The organism is Hassallia byssoidea VB512170, assembly GCF_000817785.2.
Lineage (GTDB): Bacteria > Cyanobacteriota > Cyanobacteriia > Cyanobacteriales > Nostocaceae > Hassallia > Hassallia carrinoi.
In genome coordinates this window covers 1-16,450 of the sequence record NZ_JTCM02000137.1, presented here as the reverse complement: position 1 = coordinate 16,450, position 16,450 = coordinate 1, and the positions used below count along the sequence as shown (strand labels likewise).

General features: G+C 44.0%; 10 protein-coding genes. 6 read left to right on the top strand and 4 right to left on the bottom strand.

Features of this window, described 5'->3' with window-relative positions; genetic code table 11:
• Positions 1 to 351, top strand: a 351-nt coding sequence (locus PI95_RS31350; protein WP_236117278.1) for a hypothetical protein, incomplete at its 5' end; no start/stop codon positions are given.
• On the opposite strand, the gene PI95_RS31345 is transcribed toward PI95_RS31350, so the two are convergent.
• Positions 314 to 4,324, bottom strand: a complete 4,011-nt coding sequence (locus PI95_RS31345) for a substrate-binding domain-containing protein (protein ID WP_052324628.1) — start codon at positions 4,322 to 4,324, stop codon at positions 314 to 316. The two genes, PI95_RS31350 and PI95_RS31345, sit on opposite strands and share 38 nt — an antisense overlap.
• A gap of 290 nt (positions 4,325 to 4,614) precedes the next feature.
• The gene (locus tag PI95_RS31340) at positions 4,615 to 5,721 is read right to left on the bottom strand and encodes a precorrin-8X methylmutase (protein ID WP_163519363.1); all 1,107 of its coding nucleotides are present in this window, start codon (positions 5,719 to 5,721) and stop codon (positions 4,615 to 4,617) included.
• Between the two features lie 544 nt (positions 5,722 to 6,265).
• Here PI95_RS31340 and PI95_RS31335 point away from each other — a divergent pair.
• The 5 genes from PI95_RS31335 to PI95_RS31315 all read left to right on the top strand — a co-directional run bounded on the left by PI95_RS31335 (position 6,266) and on the right by PI95_RS31315 (position 13,283).
• A complete protein-coding gene (locus PI95_RS31335; RefSeq protein WP_163519361.1) occupies positions 6,266 to 6,430 on the top strand; it encodes a hypothetical protein in 165 nt (54 codons plus the stop codon).
• Positions 6,431 to 6,689: 259 nt separating this feature from the next.
• Positions 6,690 to 8,999, top strand: coding sequence for a putative bifunctional diguanylate cyclase/phosphodiesterase (locus PI95_RS31330; protein WP_163519360.1), 2,310 nt, complete (start codon positions 6,690 to 6,692; stop codon positions 8,997 to 8,999).
• A gap of 231 nt (positions 9,000 to 9,230) precedes the next feature.
• A complete protein-coding gene (locus tag PI95_RS31325) occupies positions 9,231 to 11,240 on the top strand; it encodes an HAD-IC family P-type ATPase (protein WP_039737249.1) in 2,010 nt (669 codons plus the stop codon).
• A 243-nt stretch (positions 11,241 to 11,483) separates the two neighbouring features.
• Positions 11,484 to 12,116 (top strand): SET domain-containing protein-lysine N-methyltransferase, encoded by a 633-nt coding sequence (locus PI95_RS31320; protein WP_201280684.1) that lies wholly within the window; start codon positions 11,484 to 11,486, stop codon positions 12,114 to 12,116.
• 132 nt (positions 12,117 to 12,248) lie between these two features.
• Complete coding sequence (locus PI95_RS31315) at positions 12,249 to 13,283, top strand: DMT family transporter (protein ID WP_163519359.1); 1,035 nt, start codon at positions 12,249 to 12,251, stop codon at positions 13,281 to 13,283.
• A 210-nt stretch (positions 13,284 to 13,493) separates the two neighbouring features.
• Here the strand turns inward: PI95_RS31315 and PI95_RS31310 are convergent, their stop codons facing one another.
• Positions 13,494 to 14,669, bottom strand: coding sequence for a phosphoserine transaminase (locus PI95_RS31310; protein WP_039737248.1), 1,176 nt, complete (start codon positions 14,667 to 14,669; stop codon positions 13,494 to 13,496).
• A 183-nt stretch (positions 14,670 to 14,852) separates the two neighbouring features.
• Positions 14,853 to 16,043: a Pvc16 family protein gene (locus tag PI95_RS31305; RefSeq protein WP_039737247.1), complete on the bottom strand. Its 1,191-nt coding sequence runs from the start codon at positions 16,041 to 16,043 to the stop codon at positions 14,853 to 14,855.
• Between the last annotated feature and the right edge of the window lie 407 nt (positions 16,044 to 16,450).

The window sequence follows — 16,450 nt, the reverse complement described above, 5'->3', positions numbered from 1 at the left end:
GACAAGGGGAGCCAGCGCTGTGCGGAGGCGTCCTCCGTTGAGGCGTCTGGCGTGGACAAGGGGAGCCAGCGCTGTGCGGAGGCGTCCTCCGTTGAGGTGTCTGGCGTGGACAAGGGGGAGTTTGTCTTTCCATCTTCCTCATCTCCCTCATCCCCCTCATCCCCCCATCTCCCCATTCCCCCCTTCTCTCTTTCGCCAGTCGCTCATGGGGGAGACCACGGCAGGTGCTACAACGGAGGGAACCTCCGCAACGCACTGCCTCCCCAAGACCGCGCTGGCTCACCATTCCCCACTCCCCATTCCCCATTACCAATTATTCTTGACTTTGCTGGAAAAACTTCTTGTGAATGATTCTAGTCTGTTGTCCGTCAGTAGTAACTGCGGTCATGAGATAATCAATTAAGCTGTCTGTAAAGGGGACACGCAAGTGGAATGTTCCATCGGGTTTGAGTTTGATGGAATGACCATCGATTGTCACGGTTGCACCTGGTTCTGTTGCTCCGTGGATGATTAACTCTGCATCCGCTTGGAACCAGAAATCTGCCTGGGGACGGTTGTAGACGCGAACTGTGGCTGAACGAGCTAGTAAAAACCAGCGATCGCTATTAATTAAATAGCCTATTTCCGCCATATAATCGCGATCGCTTGCCGGAATCGCTACATAGCGATCGTGTGTTACCTCCTCACATTCATACTGCTGCACCAGTGTGGGAGTCTGATAACTGAAGTCAATATTAGTCACATCATACAACCGCAACGCTAATTGGCAAACGCCCTCTTGCTGCACTGCTTTTTTCTGGCTGTCGTTAACGTTCCAAGATACATAAGCCCATTTCGCTGTGCGCGGTGCGATCGCAATGCTGCTTTCTACATCCTTTTCTTCGCTAACTATATCTTCATTACCAGATATGTCAGTGTTTTCCGTAATGTTATATATCAGAGACCAAGCTCCAGCACCCGCACCCGCACCCATAAAAGCCACACCACCCGCTAAGTCTATCGGGCTGGGTTCAGTAACATTTTGTGCTGGTTCGGGCACGTCAGATACAGTCTCGTTTATGTCTTCATCGATGGGTACGATGTCGGCTGGTAGTTCTAAGCTTGCATCTGTAACTTCTGCGGGTGTTTCGCTTGATTCTGGTGAGTTTAAAGAAGTTGTCTCGCCCATATCAAACAAATCTGATGATACATCATCTTCTAAAGTTGCATCATCCGCAGAGGTAATATTTTCTAGCCAGTTTGATTCAGCAGATAAATCTTCCTCAGCTGCGTCTGCAACCACATCCAAAGCAGCTTCCGGAACATCTGGTAATTCCGGCATTGCAGGTATAACTTCCACAGTCGGCAATTGTGCATCTAAAACAGCTTCTCCAACATCTGGCTGTTGAGGTGTGGGTGTAACTTTGACTGTTGGCAATTGTGCATTCAAAACAGCTTCTGGAACATCTAGCTGTTGCGTTGCGGGTGTAATTTCCACTGTTGGCAATTCTGCATTTAAAACAGCTTCTCCAACATCTAGTTGTTTTACAGGTGTTTCGATATTCCAGAAATCTTCGTTAATATCGCTGACTTCTGTGGTATAATCGCTGGTTTCTCTTTGCGCTTTACCAGACAGTCGCGACCAAAGTTGTGCCCCACTTTCTGCTACTGCATTACCCGCAGAGGTGATATTCTCTAGCCAGTTAGATTGTGCTGGTTGTTCTGTCACCTCTGCTGCGAATTCCATGTCCCAATCGTCTTCGTCAGACGCAAGTTCGGGGACATCTGGCAATTCGGGTAGAGAATCGGTAATTTGCGTTGTCAATGTTTCTACTTGATTAGATGCAACTTCTGGGACATCTGGCGATTTGGTGGGGGGTGCTTCTACATTAGATGTAAGTTCCAAAACTTCTGGTGATTCAATTGCGGGTGTTTCGATATCCCAGAAATCTTCGTCAGCATCGTTGGTTTGTGCGGTTTGGTTAGTAGCTTCTGTTTGCGATCCTCTATGCGATCGCGACCAAAGTACTGCCCCACTTCCTGCTGCTACTGCACCACCGGCAGAGGTGATATTTTGTAACCAGTTAAATTGTTGTGCTGGTGGTTGTACTTCTGTCTCGTCTTGTGCAAATTCCATATCCCAGTCATCTTCGTCAGATGCAAGTTCGGGGAATGAATCTGTAATTTCTCTTGTCGATTTTTCTACATCTTCATCATATACAAGTTCAGAGACATCTGGCTGTTCGGGGAATGAAGCTGTAATTTCCGTAAAAGGTGTTTCTACTGTCGGAATTTGCGCTGATTTTGGTGTAATTTCAATTACCGATGCTTCTGGATTCGATGCAAGGTCAAGAGAATTTCTAACTTCAGTTGTCGGTACTTCAGTATTTACTTCAGATTCTACATCCGATGGAAGCGGGAGAGAATTTGTAACTTCAGTGGGGGGTGTTTCTACTGCTGTAATTTCCGTTGTTGGTGCTTCGATATTTACATCCGATGCAAGGGGGAGAGAATCTCTAACTTCAGTTGCCGATGCATCTACTGTGGTGGAATATTGCAGTTTGGGGGTTGTGACTTCGGTTGGTGGAGTTTCAATATCCCAGACATCTTCTTCAAGGTCGTTGCTTTCTGGAGTTTGGGCAATAACTTCTCTTTGTGTGCCTGTTAATGGCGACCCAAGTATTGACTTGCCTGCTGCTACTGTATCACCAACAGAGGTGTTTAATCGTGCTGGTGGTAGTGCTTCAGCCGTGGGTATTGCTGCATCTGCCGGTTGGATGGTTGTTTCGGTTACAGGTGCTTCGGCATTCGATACGACTTGAGAATTTGGTGATAATGTTTCAGTATTATTCCTGATTTCTGTAGGCTCATCTTCTACTGTCTCAGATGTTGGCGACCAAAAGCTTGTCCCTATCCCTACTGGTGCAACGCCTGCTAAAGCTGCGCTACCACCGGAGGTAATGTTAGAAACTGGAGATGTTGTGTCTTCAGCTAGGTTATCTGCGGTGTTAGTTACTTCGATGTCGGAAGGGGTAGTATTTTCTACCGCGCCAGATTGTGTTTGCGCGTAAGCGCGAAGCAAGTGGTTATCAGACAAAGCCTCGCTAACAGGAGGGGTAACACTTGCGCCTAGAGCTGCTGTTGGTATAGTCTCTTCTAACGGCTGTTGTGGTAATTCTATTACGTTATCTGTTGGTTGAGGTTTGGATCGCCTTTTTCCTAGCAACCACAATAATAAACCGCCGATTACAGGCAAAGTTAACAACCACCACCAAGGCGATATTCTCTCATTGGCAACGTTTTGAGTAGTAGCAGGTACAGGTACTGGGGAATTATTTTGATTAGCCGTTGTGGGGTTGGTAGTTTCCCCAAGCGGTGAAGTTGCATTTTCTGCCGGCGCGGTAGTTGGCGAGGCAATTGGATTTGGGGGGATTGTTTGTAGTAGACTGGTAGCGATCGCATTAGCTTCCGTAGTTCTCGCTTGTTCTACGGCTTGAATACCTGGCTTGGCAGTTGCAAAGCCAAGAAAACCTGCGATACCTAAACTAGGATTTTTCTTGTAAACGTATACAAAAGGCTGCGAGAAGGGATATCTCGGATCGTCTGGCAAGGTATTATGCAATTTGACCGCTCGCACACCTTCCAGCTTTGATATTTGATTAGCCATGACATAGCTAATGCCGTCTTTGCCCAGTTGCTTGACGACTTCTGCTGTATTATCATCAGCTAATTGGGTAGCTGTAGAGCCTGTGGCAAATTTATTTGTTTTGAAGACCGGATAATCGCGTAAAGACTCGCGAGTGTCGCTTGTTGACGGACGGTCAATAAAGCGAATTTTACCATCAGGTCCTCCTAACTCAGACCAATCGGTAATTTCACCTCGGAAAATTTTCGCAAATTGCTTACTTGTCAAGCTGCCTTTAAAAGGATTAGAAGCACCAACTACGATCGCTATTTTTTCGCGACGCACCCGCACTTGCTCTAAACCTTGGGCTTTTTCTTCTGGTGTCAAGCCACGACCAATTGTGGCAATATCGATTTTACCATCTTGCAAAGCTTTGAGAGCAGAATCTGTACCGTTGGCAGCTAATTCAACTTTTGTGCCCGAAAACTGTTTTTCAAAGCTTTCTTTCAGGCTTTGATTGATTGCCGTCATGCTACGTGAACCATCAATCCTCACTGTAGTCCCGTTTTCAACTGTTTGCGGCAGAGGAAATGAAGGATCTTCAGTTGCTTTTTGTGCCTGTACGCAGTTTGGTGCGAAGAGAGTTACTGCTGGGGAAGTTAATGCCAGCAGTAATGCCAAACTGACTATCGAATTATCTTTTTTCTCTTTTTGCCACATATGCCCCTTATCAAGGTAAAGGAATATTATTACCGACTAGTCCTAATCGTTATCTTTTTATAGAGGAGACGCGCTAATTATAGTTCCTAAGTGCATAGTCGAATACGATCAATTGTATTTTTTTGCTACAAAGATTTAAGCTACTCCTTTCTTTATACGTAAATTACTATAGTTTCTTTACTTAAAATGAACAGCATATCATGAGATCAACTATATAATGTCGCCAAATCATGATAATTTAGTGATGAAAATATGCAAAAAGTCAAAAATTAAATACTATTACAAGAATATTAACTTAAATAACAGTGACAATCAGGCTTGTCTAACAGCGATTCAACTAAGGCATTGAGAGCAGTAGCAGCTAACAATCCACCACCCAAAGTTCCTTCAATCGTGATAAAAGGCACAGATGTTTGCATTAATTGTCGCTTGGCAGCTGGTGCATGACTAAAACCAATCGGCATCGCGATCGCTAGCGCAGGCTGAATTGTTTGATTGTTAATCGCTTCACAAACTTCTAAAAGTACTGAGGGAGCATAACCAATAACTAGCACACAACCTTTGGGTACTTGCAGTAATTTTTCTCGCGATTCTTGATGCTGCCAAAAAGCAATTTCTGCTTCGGTCGCAGTTGTGACGTGGGGATTGTTAATTAAAGTTTCAACTTTACATCCCAAGTGAGCTAATCGAGTATTATCTAAAGCTGCTGCCACTGAAGGAGTATCGACAACAACCATCGAGCCTGATTTTAGGGCTTCACGAGTGGAGGCGATCGCTTTATTCCCCAATCTCAAAAACGACACTAAACTAACATCCCCACAAGCTAAAACCATCTGCGAAATTAAATGTTGTTCAATTTCCGAACGGTTGGAAAGGTCAGGCAGCAACCATTGTAAAGATTCTTGAAAAACTTCCGGATGAGTATGAACTTCTGCATCCAATTGACTCCACAGATTTTCTAGTTCTCCAACTCCTGCTTGAGTTTCTACTTCTAATAACTTGAGTTGAGAAAAAACTTCCGCTTGCATGATTTGACAATCTTTATCTCGTCCCAACAATCCTTCTAAAGCTGATGCGGTTTGCCGTAATTGGGAAATTTGCTGCATAACTGTTCGATATTGCATCTGTAGTTGCGACATCAAAGTAATGCTAGTATCCGATGAAGGTTCAACTTCCAAAATTTTGCGGATGTGGTTTAGCTGAAAGCCTTGCTGCTTCAGCGCGACAATGCGTTGCAACCTTATGACATCGTTTTCATTATACAGGCGGTAGTTACTATGCGATCGCACTGGTTGCGGCAGTAATCCCAGTTGATGATAATGTCTTACCATGCGCGGAGTAATCCCCCCGCCAACTGCATCAGTAAGTTCTTTAATAGTTAAGCAACCAGCGTTCATCATTACAGATGCAGCACACTCCAGCTTTAGCCTAGCAATAAATTAGGACTTACGCACTTTACTTTGAGACACTTACGCGATCGACGGCACTACACTCAGTCTTCTTGATTAAACTGACCAAAATAGTAGCAATTTTTTCCATTTCTATTCCAAAACTGCATAAGTTGATCGTACTTACACCCATTCTAAATACAGCTATGAAGCTCATTTATATTTAACTTCTGTTGGTGCAAATCAAGTAAGGGTTTAGGCATACGATCAAAGCAAGTAAATGCGTAAGTGCTATTAATGTTGCCTAAGCGATGAATTGACAGTTACATCAAATTTTCACCTAAAATACCTCTTTGGATATATTCCTGTAGATACTTGAAAAAAGTAAACTTTCAATATAATAAATTAACGTCTGATAATTCTACGGCAAAGGGGTTAAGAGCTTTTTATATCAAGTATTCAATTTAACAAAGCGCCAAGCGCGGCGGTTTTCGTTTCATGTCCCTTAGTACAGTTTTGCCTAAAAACGAGCGCGTTTTTAAATGCATTAACAATGCAGACCGATGCATTAACAATGCAAGCCGATGCATTAACAATGCAAGCCGATGCATTAACAATGCAGACCGATGCATTAACAATGCAAGCCGATGCATTAACAATGCAAGCCGATGCATTAACAATGCAAGCCGATGCATTAATATCATGTCCGGGTAATTAGTTATGATTCTCATAGTCAAGAAGCACCCCTCCCCTTAATCCCCTCCCCGCTTGCGGGGAGGGGAGACAAAGCGTAGCTTTGGCGGGGTGGGGTTCTTTGGGCGATCGCAAGTAATCAAATGGACATGATATAACAATGCAAGCCGATGCATTAACAATGCAGGGGGTATTGCCAAATTTATTCGCGCTCTTATTGAAATGCTGTACTTATACTAAGGGATTTAACTCGGCTAGGGGGACTATCGTAACACTAGGCTACTATGTCCACACCAAATGAGGGTGACTCGCATATCTCTAGAACACTCTTCAGGTGGCAGCGTCGCATACCGCCTAAATTACGCTACGTGGCGATCGTGGCAATCTACCTGATTTTATGGGCAATATTGGACAAAGTGTCACTTGCCTTTGAAACAACACCGGAAATTCAAATCTGGTATCCTCCGTCAGCCCTCGATTTTGTCCTTGTGTTGGTCTTCGGTGTGCGCTACGCTCCAGCGCTGTTGCTGAACACCTTCGTACATCAATATGTGGTGACTCACCGCGACCTTGATTTGATCGCGCTGCTGATCTTCGATTTAGTTACAACCATAGGCTACGCCGGTGCCAGCGCCTTGCTGCTGTTGAAGTTGCAAATTAACCCCCGCTTGCGTCAGTTGCGCGATGTCGTCTGCTTTAACCTCGTCGCAGTCTTGATTGCACCACTTTTCGTCGCTTGGCTGCAAGTTTTAAACTTTGCATCGAGCGGGATTATCCCCTGGTCAAAGTTGGTTATGTACACGCTACATTACTGGGCTGGAGATGCTACCGGTATCGCCATGCTAGCTCCTTTTCTGCTGATTTCGCTACGCAAGCTGCCGTGGGTGTGGTCGCACAAAGAACAGCAACCACCAGCGACAGAGGGTAAGCTACGCTTGCCCACATGGCGAGAAGTTCCGGAGTTGCTGGGGGAGGGTGTCGCATTGGCTGCTGGGATTTTGACTGGATACGGCGCACCGCGAGGAACTAATCTAGACTACACCTATTTCGCTTTTTTACCAGTAATTTGGAGCGCTTTGCGGCACGGGTTTGAGAGGGCAGCGACGACGGTTTTGTTGATGAACGTGGGGGTTGCGTTGTTGGTGATTGCCAAGTTCGGTTCATCTAATCTTTTGGTTTTGCAATTCGGCTTGATGGCGATTTCGCTAATGGGTCTGCTTGTAGGTGCGATCGCCACCGACCAAATGCATACTGAGAAAGCCTTACGCGATTCTAACAAGCAGCTGACGCACAATGCTTTTCATGATGGACTCACAGGTTTAGCAAACCGCTCTTTGTTCATGGAACACTTAGAGCGTGCAGTCGAATATGGCAAACGCGATCGCGATTTTCAATTCGCTGTACTCTTTGTTGACTTGGATCGGTTCAAGCTAATTAATGATAGCCTGGGACATCTACTTGGAGATAAATTGCTGATTGCCATAGTTGGCAGACTCCAAGCTTGCGTGCGTCCCACAGATATAATTGCACGTTTTGGGGGAGACGAATTCACCATCCTGCTTGAGAATCTCTCGGATGTCAGCGACACAATACGTGTTGCCGATCGCATACAAACAGAACTGTCATTGCCCTTCAATCTTAGCGGACAAGAAGTGTTCATTACCGCAAGTATCGGCATTGCCCTGAGTGCGACAGGTTATAATCAAGCAGAAGACTTAATGCGTGACGCTGACATCGCCATGTACCGAGCCAAGCTCGCTGGCAAGGCACGCTACGAAATATTTAACCCGAGTATGCACGATCGCGCAGTGTTACGCTTGCAGCTCGAAACGGATCTGCGCCTCGCGATTGAACGTCAGGAGTTTCTGATTCACTATCAGCCAATGGTGTCGCTGTCAAGTGGTAAAATTATTGGTTTCGAGTCGCTGCTACGCTGGCAGCATCCAGAACGTGGGCTTCTCTTTCCAGGTGAATTTATTTCCGTAGCGGAAGAAGCTGGACTGATGAGCCTCATCGACGAGTGGGTAATGCGTCAAGCTTGTCACCAGATACAACAGTGGCAAGAGCAAATTAAAAGATTTCCGCCGTTATCAATCAGTGTCAATGTTTGCAATAAACATTTCACTCAACCGAATCTAGTGCCGCAAATCAGCAAAATTCTTCAACAGACGAGCTTGGATGCTTGTTGCTTGAAGTTGGAGATTACCGAAAACGTGATTATGGAAAACCATCGCTCTGCAACTGCCACGCTCTCGCAATTAAAAGCTTTGGGTATTCGCTTAGTTATCGATGACTTCGGTACAGGCTATTCATCATTAAGTCGTCTGCACCGTTTTCCGATTGATGAGTTGAAGATCGATCGCTCTTTCGTCAGCAATATAAATGCTAATGAGAAAAATTTAGAGATTACCGAGATTATCGTCATGCTTGGTAAAAAACTCGGTCTGGATGTGACAGCAGAAGGAATAGAAACAAAAGAGCAACTCGCACAACTCAAACAGATGAAATGTGCATATGGGCAGGGACGCTTTTTTTCTCAGCCATTGTCCGGTGAGGCAGCAAAAGCGTTAATTGTCGCAAATCCTCAATGGTAGGGTTGAACTGGGAAATAGGTAATAGGTAATTGGTAATAGGTAATGGGTGGGCAATGGGAATAAAAAGAAGTTTCAGAATTTCACTTGGACGATGCCCCAATCCCCTTTTAGTGGAGCGGCGTTTTTCCCCAACCAATGCGCGAATCTGGTTGGGAACTTTGAGGCGCGAGGGTTGACATTAACACTAATGTCAAGGTTTAGGGTGAGAGAATATGTGTTGGTTCAACTCTCATGTACCCAGAACGCTTAACTCAATTCACCAAACAACATTCAGATACTGTAGCGGCATTCGCTTGTGGTCTATTATTACTTCTAGGAGCATTTGCCCTACATCTCAATCTTTTAGGATTGGCATTGCTGCTACTCCCCGCAGCTTATGCGATCGGTGGCTACGAAAGCGCCCGCGAGGGACTAACTACGCTTTTTAAAGAAAAAGAACTCGATGTAGATTTACTAATGATAGTGGCGGCGTTAGGTGCTGCTGGTTTGGGTTTATGGCAGCGGGAATACCACTTAATTATCGATGGGGCAATTTTGATTCTCATCTTTGCCATAAGTGGCGCCCTCGAAGGTTACGCAATGCGACGCACTGAACGCAGTATCCGCAGTTTGATGAGTTTGACACCAGATATCGCAATGCTTTTACGTCAGGGAAGGGAAGAGGAAATTTCTATTTCCCAGTTAAAGGTAGGGGATGAAATTGTCGTCAAACCGGGAGAGTTAATTCCTACCGATGCAGTGATTGTATCAGGTTACAGCACCATCAATCAAGCGGCGATTACCGGGGAATCTTTACCTGTAGAAAAGACGGTGGGTGAAGAAGTGTTTGCAGGTACGCTTAACGGTTATGGTGCGCTGAAGTTGAAGGTGCATCAACCACCGGAAAGCAGTTTGATTCAACGTGTGATTAAATTAGTAGAACAAGCGCAGACAGAAGAACCACCTTCGCAACAGTTTATCGAAAGATTTGAAAGAAGTTATGCACGCTTCATTGTTCTTGCCGGGGTGTTGCTAGCAACTTTACCCCCGTTTCTTTTGGGTTGGGATTGGGAAACAACGATTTATCGAGCGCTGACCTTTTTGGTGGTAGCATCTCCTTGTGCATTGATGGCAGCAATTATGCCGACGCTGCTATCGGGAATTGCCAATGGTGCCAGACAAGGGATTTTGTTTAAAAATGGTAGCCAGTTAGAAACGATGGGGAAAGTGAGAGCGATCGCTTTCGATAAAACTGGTACTCTGACAACTGGACAAGTGCAAGTATTTCAAGTGATTCCTGCTAGTAATTATTCGCAAGCTGATGTATTGAAAGTTGCCGCAACCGTGGAATCAGTTTCCGAACATGCGATCGGCAAAGCTATTGTCAAGGCTGCTGCTGATTTAAATTGGGTGAGTGCAGTTGACGTGCGAGCTATCCCCGGACAGGGAATTTTGGGTATCAACTTTGACCAACAGGTAATTGTGGGTAATGCTGCTTTTGTGCAGAAGTATGTAACAAATTTACCTGAAGACTTGCAAAAATTTGCTTCAGTGTTAGAGCAACAAGGTAAGACAGTCGTTTGGGTAGCGCAGGGGGCAGGGGGCAGGGGGCAGGGGGCAGGGGGCAGGGGGCAGGGGGAGTTTGTCTCCTCATCTCCCTTGTCCTCCCCCTCTCCCTTGTCCTCCCCCTCTCCCTTGTCTCCTGAGGTGCTGGGTTTGATAGCGATCGCTGACGAGGTGAGAGCAGAATCTGCTGCAACCATCACCCGCTTAAAGGCTTTGGGAGTTGAACAAATCGTCATGTTAACAGGCGATAATCAGCGCACTGCTGATAGTGTGGCGCAAGCAGTGGGTATAAATCAGGTATATGCAGAACTTTTGCCGGAGGATAAATTGCATGTAATTCGCCGTTTGCAAAAGCAGTATCAAACAGTGGCAATGGTGGGTGATGGGATTAATGATGCACCAGCTTTGGCTCAGGCTTCTGTAGGTATTGCGATGGGATTGGCGGGCAGCGATGTAGCATTGGAAACAGCAGATATTGTGTTGATGGCAGACCGGCTGGAGAAGCTTGCAGTGGCGATGAATTTGGGGAAAAGAGCGCATCGCATAGTTAAGCAGAATATAGTAGTTGCTCTATCTTTTATTATTCTGCTTTTGGTGGGTAATTTTCTCGGTAATATTAACTTACCCATCGGTGTAATTGGGCATGAAGGTTCTACGGTGTTGGTTACTCTTAGTGGTTTAAGATTGTTGAAATGATGTAGGCGATGTAATAAAACGAACCGCAGAGGCGCAGAGAGCGCAGAGGAGGGGGAGAGGAGCGATCGCATTCCTTGAGTCATTAGTATAAAAGATGGAATTCGTTGAACGGCAAAATTTAACCAAAAATGAGGTTTCTAACTTTTCTTTATTGAGAATCGGTTCAATAACCGCCAAATTGTCATTGTATCTTTTTATGTCATGGGAGCCTCCATTCCTTACCGAACAAGGGTTTGAGAGCGTATGTCACCCCCCCCCAGCACAAGTACAGTAGCAACCTCGACACAACTTCAAGCTTTTGTGAACTACGCAAGAGAGCATAAAGCTGTTACTATTTATGATGCTGTTTATAGTTGGTTTATTAAGACTTCTGTGATGCAAACAACAAAAAAAGCAATGATTAAATGCTCAACAGTTTCACCCTTTGCGGAGGTTTGGGAGTGTTCGCTTACTCAAAATAAATCCCTACATACTACCGTCGAGTTTGAGGGGGGACAAGTCATCACTAATTTTAGACATAAAGAAGTCTTAGATCGCCCAAATTATTTAACTGTCCAAATTGGCGATTGCCAACATATTATGCTCGATCCTGAGTATTTGCAATATATCAATCATAGCTGTAATCCTAATGTTTTTTTTGATACTGAAAATCGAATCTTGATTGCCTTAAGAAAAATAGAAATTGGAGAAGAATTAACATTCTTTTATCCCTCAACAGAATGGTCGATGAACCGAGGATTTAATTGTATTTGCCAAAACGAAAATTGTTTGGGATACATTCAAGGGGCAGCCGATGTACCCCTCAATATTTTGACAAAATATAAACTGTCCCAGTTGATATCAGCAAAACTCGGAATGTTGACGGATATTAATTGAAAACTATGAAAAAGCTTCTCAATATGGTGTTCTAACCAGCTTGTTATCTAGTCAAAGTAGGTGGAGTGAATTGAGCTAGGGATTCTCTATAATAATCCTATCAACCGTGAAGAAAATTATCAAAGTTTCTAAATGACTATACAATATTCAAGTAATTCCGAAAAAATTGGACAACTATCACTATCAGTACTAGAAACATCTCCAGATATTAAAACAAAAGAATCCAATAATATGGCGATCGCTGCCATATTATTAGCAGTAGGAACTTTGGCCTTCACACCAATACTGATTCGATCTTCGCAAACCGAAGTGGGGGCAGATGCGAGCATCTTTAACCGCTACTGGATAGCCACAACGTTTTTACTATTATGGAATAGCTTGAGGACTGTACGCCGCTTTTGGATTAAATCTCAAAATCTATCCAGTCAACTGGATGAGCAGACATCCTCCCCAATATCCTATACTAGTCAAACAGTATCCCTCTTGTTAGTATCGGGATTATTTTTAGCAGCCACGACAGTTTTATGGTCTTGGTCACTCACTCAGACTAATGTTGCTAACTCTGCATTGATTCATAATTTTTCTATCTTTTTTACAACAACAGCAGAATGGTTGTTCTTCAAGCAACGCTTTCATAAAAACTTTCTGATGGGTGGTGCTATAGCTGTAGGGGGAATAATTTTACTTGGATTGAATGACCTGCAATTTGAGCTAGATAATCTCCTTGGAGATATTGTCAGTTTCGTCTCTAGTATAGCATTTTGTGGATTCTTAATGAGTGCAGAAAGAGTGAGAGATCGAGTAAGTGCTACAACCACAATCTTCTGGTGGTACGGAATAGGAATTATCCTGACTCTACCGCTAGCTTTAATCAATCATGAGCAACTATTCCCCATATCATGGCAGGGGTGGTATAGTGCTATTGTTTTGGGTTTTAATGCTGTTATAGTCCATTTTTTGGAAATATATAGTCTCCGAAAATTATCTGCATCTTTCGTCGCCTTAGTTTTCCTATTAGATCCAATTTTGACAAGTATCTTTGCCTGGTGGATATTTGGAGAAACATTGCCTTGGCTCAACTTGTTAGCATTTTCTGTTATTTTAGTGGGGCTGTATTTGGCAATATCTAGCCCATCGGTTGCAATGAATTTTGAGGGTGATAAGTAAGTAACACAAAAGTTACCTTTTGGTAGGGTTTTAGGCAACGCATAGTTCATTTTTACCAGATGTCTAATGTAAAGGCATCTAGCATAGTAGAGATGCCTTTAATGTCATTTGATGTATATGTAAGTTAAATTTTTAACATCTTACAAACTTTTTTCGTGGATATTTGGGAATTTCTGAGTGCTAGAAATTAGCGCTCAGAGTTCTTGTTGTTTACGCTGCTTTCTCAAGTTCGCCTTTGACGGTAGCGTATCCCCAATCTAACCAAGGAAGCAATGCTTCAATGTCGGCGGTTTCGACTGTCGCACCACCCCAAATCCGCAATCCGGGAGGTGCGGAGCGATAGGAGGCGATATCAAAGGCTACTTGTTGCTTTTCTAAAAGTTTTGCTAGTTTCTTTGCGGATTTTGCCTGTTCTTCTGGAGTTAAGCCGGTAAACCAGGAATCGACTATCTTGAGACAAATTGAGGTACAAGAGCGATTTTCTGGTTTTTCTGCTAAGAAAGCTGCCCAAGAACTTTGTTCAACCCATTTGGCGATCGCCTGCAAATTTGCTTCACTGCGCTTGATTAAACCAGGAAGTCCACCAATACTCTCAGCCCATTTCAACCCATCCAGGGCATCTTCTACACACAGCATCGATGGTGTGTTGATGGTATCGCCTTTGAAAATGCCTTCAATTAGTTTACCTTTTTGCGTTAGGCGAAATAACTTGGGAATTGCGCGTTCCGGATTATAACTTTCTAAACGTTCGACTGCACGGGGAGAAAGGACAATTACTCCATGTTGGGCTTCTCCTCCCAATACTTTTTGCCAGGAGTAAGTTACGACATCGAGCTTTTCCCAAGGTACTTCCATTGCGAAAACGGCAGAAGTAGCATCACAAATTGTCAATCCTGGGCGATCGCTTTTAATCCAATCACCATTTGCTACCCTGACACCTGAGGTAGTACCATTCCACAAAAACACAATATCTTTTTGAAAGTCAACTTCGTTTAAGTCTGGTAAACTACCATAATCTGCGCTCATTTGACGAGTTTCTGGCAATTTCAACTCATCTAAAACGTCTTTAACCCATTCTTGCCCGAAGCTTTCCCATGCTAAAATATCTACAGGAAGTTTTCCCAACAGCGACCACAACGCCATTTCCACAGCGCCTGTATCCGAAGCGGGAACAATACCCAAGCGATAATCTGCGGGAACACCGAGGATTTTTTTAGAACGCTCAATCACTTCTGCTAATTTGGCTTTACCATCTTCAGAGCGATGAGAGCGACCTACACAGGCTTTTTCAAGTTGGGAAACAGACCAACCCGGTCGTTTCGCGCAAGGTCCGGAGGAAAAATGAGAAATGCGTGGCTTAACTGTAGGTGGAGTGAGCTCTGACATAAAGCTATTTTTGCAGACGTGTGGCATGAAAAAGTACTGATGTATATAGTACTAGGTTTCTCCCTCAGATTGAAGTCTTATAAAAATAAGGCAAAAGAAAGGTAGAAATTTGCATTTTTGGTCAAAGCTGTTAGCTGCTTTCATGAATAAGTCAAAGAAGTCTATTCATGGCAAGTTGATTTTTTAAGTAGCATTGAATACAGGCAAGTTGACAAAGCGATCCACCAATAAGCTGTCAATTCCATCGACACGCAGACGAACAAAGTATTCGCCAGCGGGTATTTTTTGAATGTTAAATTTAAGGGTATCTGTTTTTGCTGTGGCTACGTCGGTTTCTTCTAAATCGGTGAGTAACAAAAGTTCGCGATCGCCTAACAACAAAGCTACTTCTTGCTGTTGCCACACTTGCGGGTTAGTTATTAAAGTTAAAATGCGTTCGCTTTGTGTAATCTGCTGAATCTTCGGTGCAAGTGAAAAAGGTAAAGCGTTGGTTGTTTGTTGTTTACCATCTTTACAAAGTCGAACTGCAACTGTATAAAATCCGGCTGGGAAGTTACTCGGCTCGTTTGGTAACTCAACTACTATTTCTGTAGATGATTGTTGCTGTAATTTCAATTGCATCGGTTTGCTGAAGCGAGGATGCATCAATCTTACAAATAATATACCATCATCGCTATCGAGATGATGACCAATGAGTGTAAAAACTTCACCCAAGCAAATGCCATTTTGCTGGTTGGGTAGTTCTACCGCTTCCAGGGTAGGGAAAGGCAGTGTTAAGCTTGCTTCAACAAATAGGCTGTCCTCACCACGAGTTAAAACTGGCTTTTGTGTCTTGACAAAACGGCTGCTTTCAATTATAATCACTGAAACTTCATAAGCTGCGGAAATGCGATACTGAGTTTGAAAAGTTCTCCACAACTTAGAAACATCTTCCAGCGACATCGGTTGAAGCGTAATCCGAACTCGTTCGACTTGATTGTGTAAATCGCTTTCGCCTAAGCTAATCTTGATATCAGCCGGGTTTAGCACTGCGTAGTCATTTAAAATATGCATCGCCTTGCCCAACAGACGATGAGCCAAGATATCATCATTATCTTTGCCGTAAAAAGTAATTATATAGTAAAGATTGAGAGCAAGCGGCGGTTGACCGATTTCCCCAGGTTTGACGCGATTGGGTAAATCCATAGTCCGCCAAGAGGCATTCGGTAAAATATGATAGAGAAAAAGATTAATTTGATTTTTATCGTGATGATAGCGTGCCTTGTCTGGTGGCTGCGTTGTCACAATACCATCACCCAACTCTTGGGCAACACTTTGAGAAATCAGATTGCGTAACGTTGTCGTAACAGCTGCGATCGCCAGAGAGTTACTCATGACTTGCCTCCTTGGCGTTGTTTCAAATAATGTTGTAAACAAACAGATGGTAAGCGCTTGGGTTGAACAGAGCGCGTGGCGCTTGGGGTGGAAGTAGAATTACAAAGAGCGAACTTCGACGCGACCAATAGTTACTTGAATTGTAGGGGTAGATTCCGGCGATCGCAATAAAGCTTTGGGTAATCGGTAATTGGGCATTGGGCATGGGGCATGGGGCTTTTTTAATTTGGGTCAAAGGGTAAAGGAAAAAAGGGGAGGCAGTGCGGTCTTGGTGTCGGACCTGCGTGGAGCACCTGCTAATGATTGGGGGATGGAGTCATATAAAATCAGTCGAAGAGAAGTGAAAATATTTCAACATTTTCCCTTTCCCCTTTCCCCTTTCCCCCTCTTCAAAGGGCATGGGGCAT

Bases quoted from the DNA above. Each gene is read 5' to 3' on its own strand.
- PI95_RS31345 (WP_052324628.1), bottom strand. From the start codon at position 4,324: ATGTGGCAAAAAGAGAAAAAAGATAATTCGATAGTCAGTTTGGCATTA.
- PI95_RS31340 (WP_163519363.1), bottom strand. From the start codon at position 5,721: ATGAACGCTGGTTGCTTAACTATTAAAGAACTTACTGATGCAGTTGGC.
- PI95_RS31335 (WP_163519361.1), top strand. From the start codon at position 6,266: ATGCAGACCGATGCATTAACAATGCAAGCCGATGCATTAACAATGCAA.
- PI95_RS31330 (WP_163519360.1), top strand. From the start codon at position 6,690: ATGTCCACACCAAATGAGGGTGACTCGCATATCTCTAGAACACTCTTC.
- PI95_RS31325 (WP_039737249.1), top strand. From the start codon at position 9,231: ATGTACCCAGAACGCTTAACTCAATTCACCAAACAACATTCAGATACT.
- PI95_RS31320 (WP_201280684.1), top strand. From the start codon at position 11,484: ATGTCACCCCCCCCCAGCACAAGTACAGTAGCAACCTCGACACAACTT.
- PI95_RS31315 (WP_163519359.1), top strand. From the start codon at position 12,249: ATGACTATACAATATTCAAGTAATTCCGAAAAAATTGGACAACTATCA.
- PI95_RS31310 (WP_039737248.1), bottom strand. From the start codon at position 14,669: ATGTCAGAGCTCACTCCACCTACAGTTAAGCCACGCATTTCTCATTTT.
- PI95_RS31305 (WP_039737247.1), bottom strand. From the start codon at position 16,043: ATGAGTAACTCTCTGGCGATCGCAGCTGTTACGACAACGTTACGCAAT.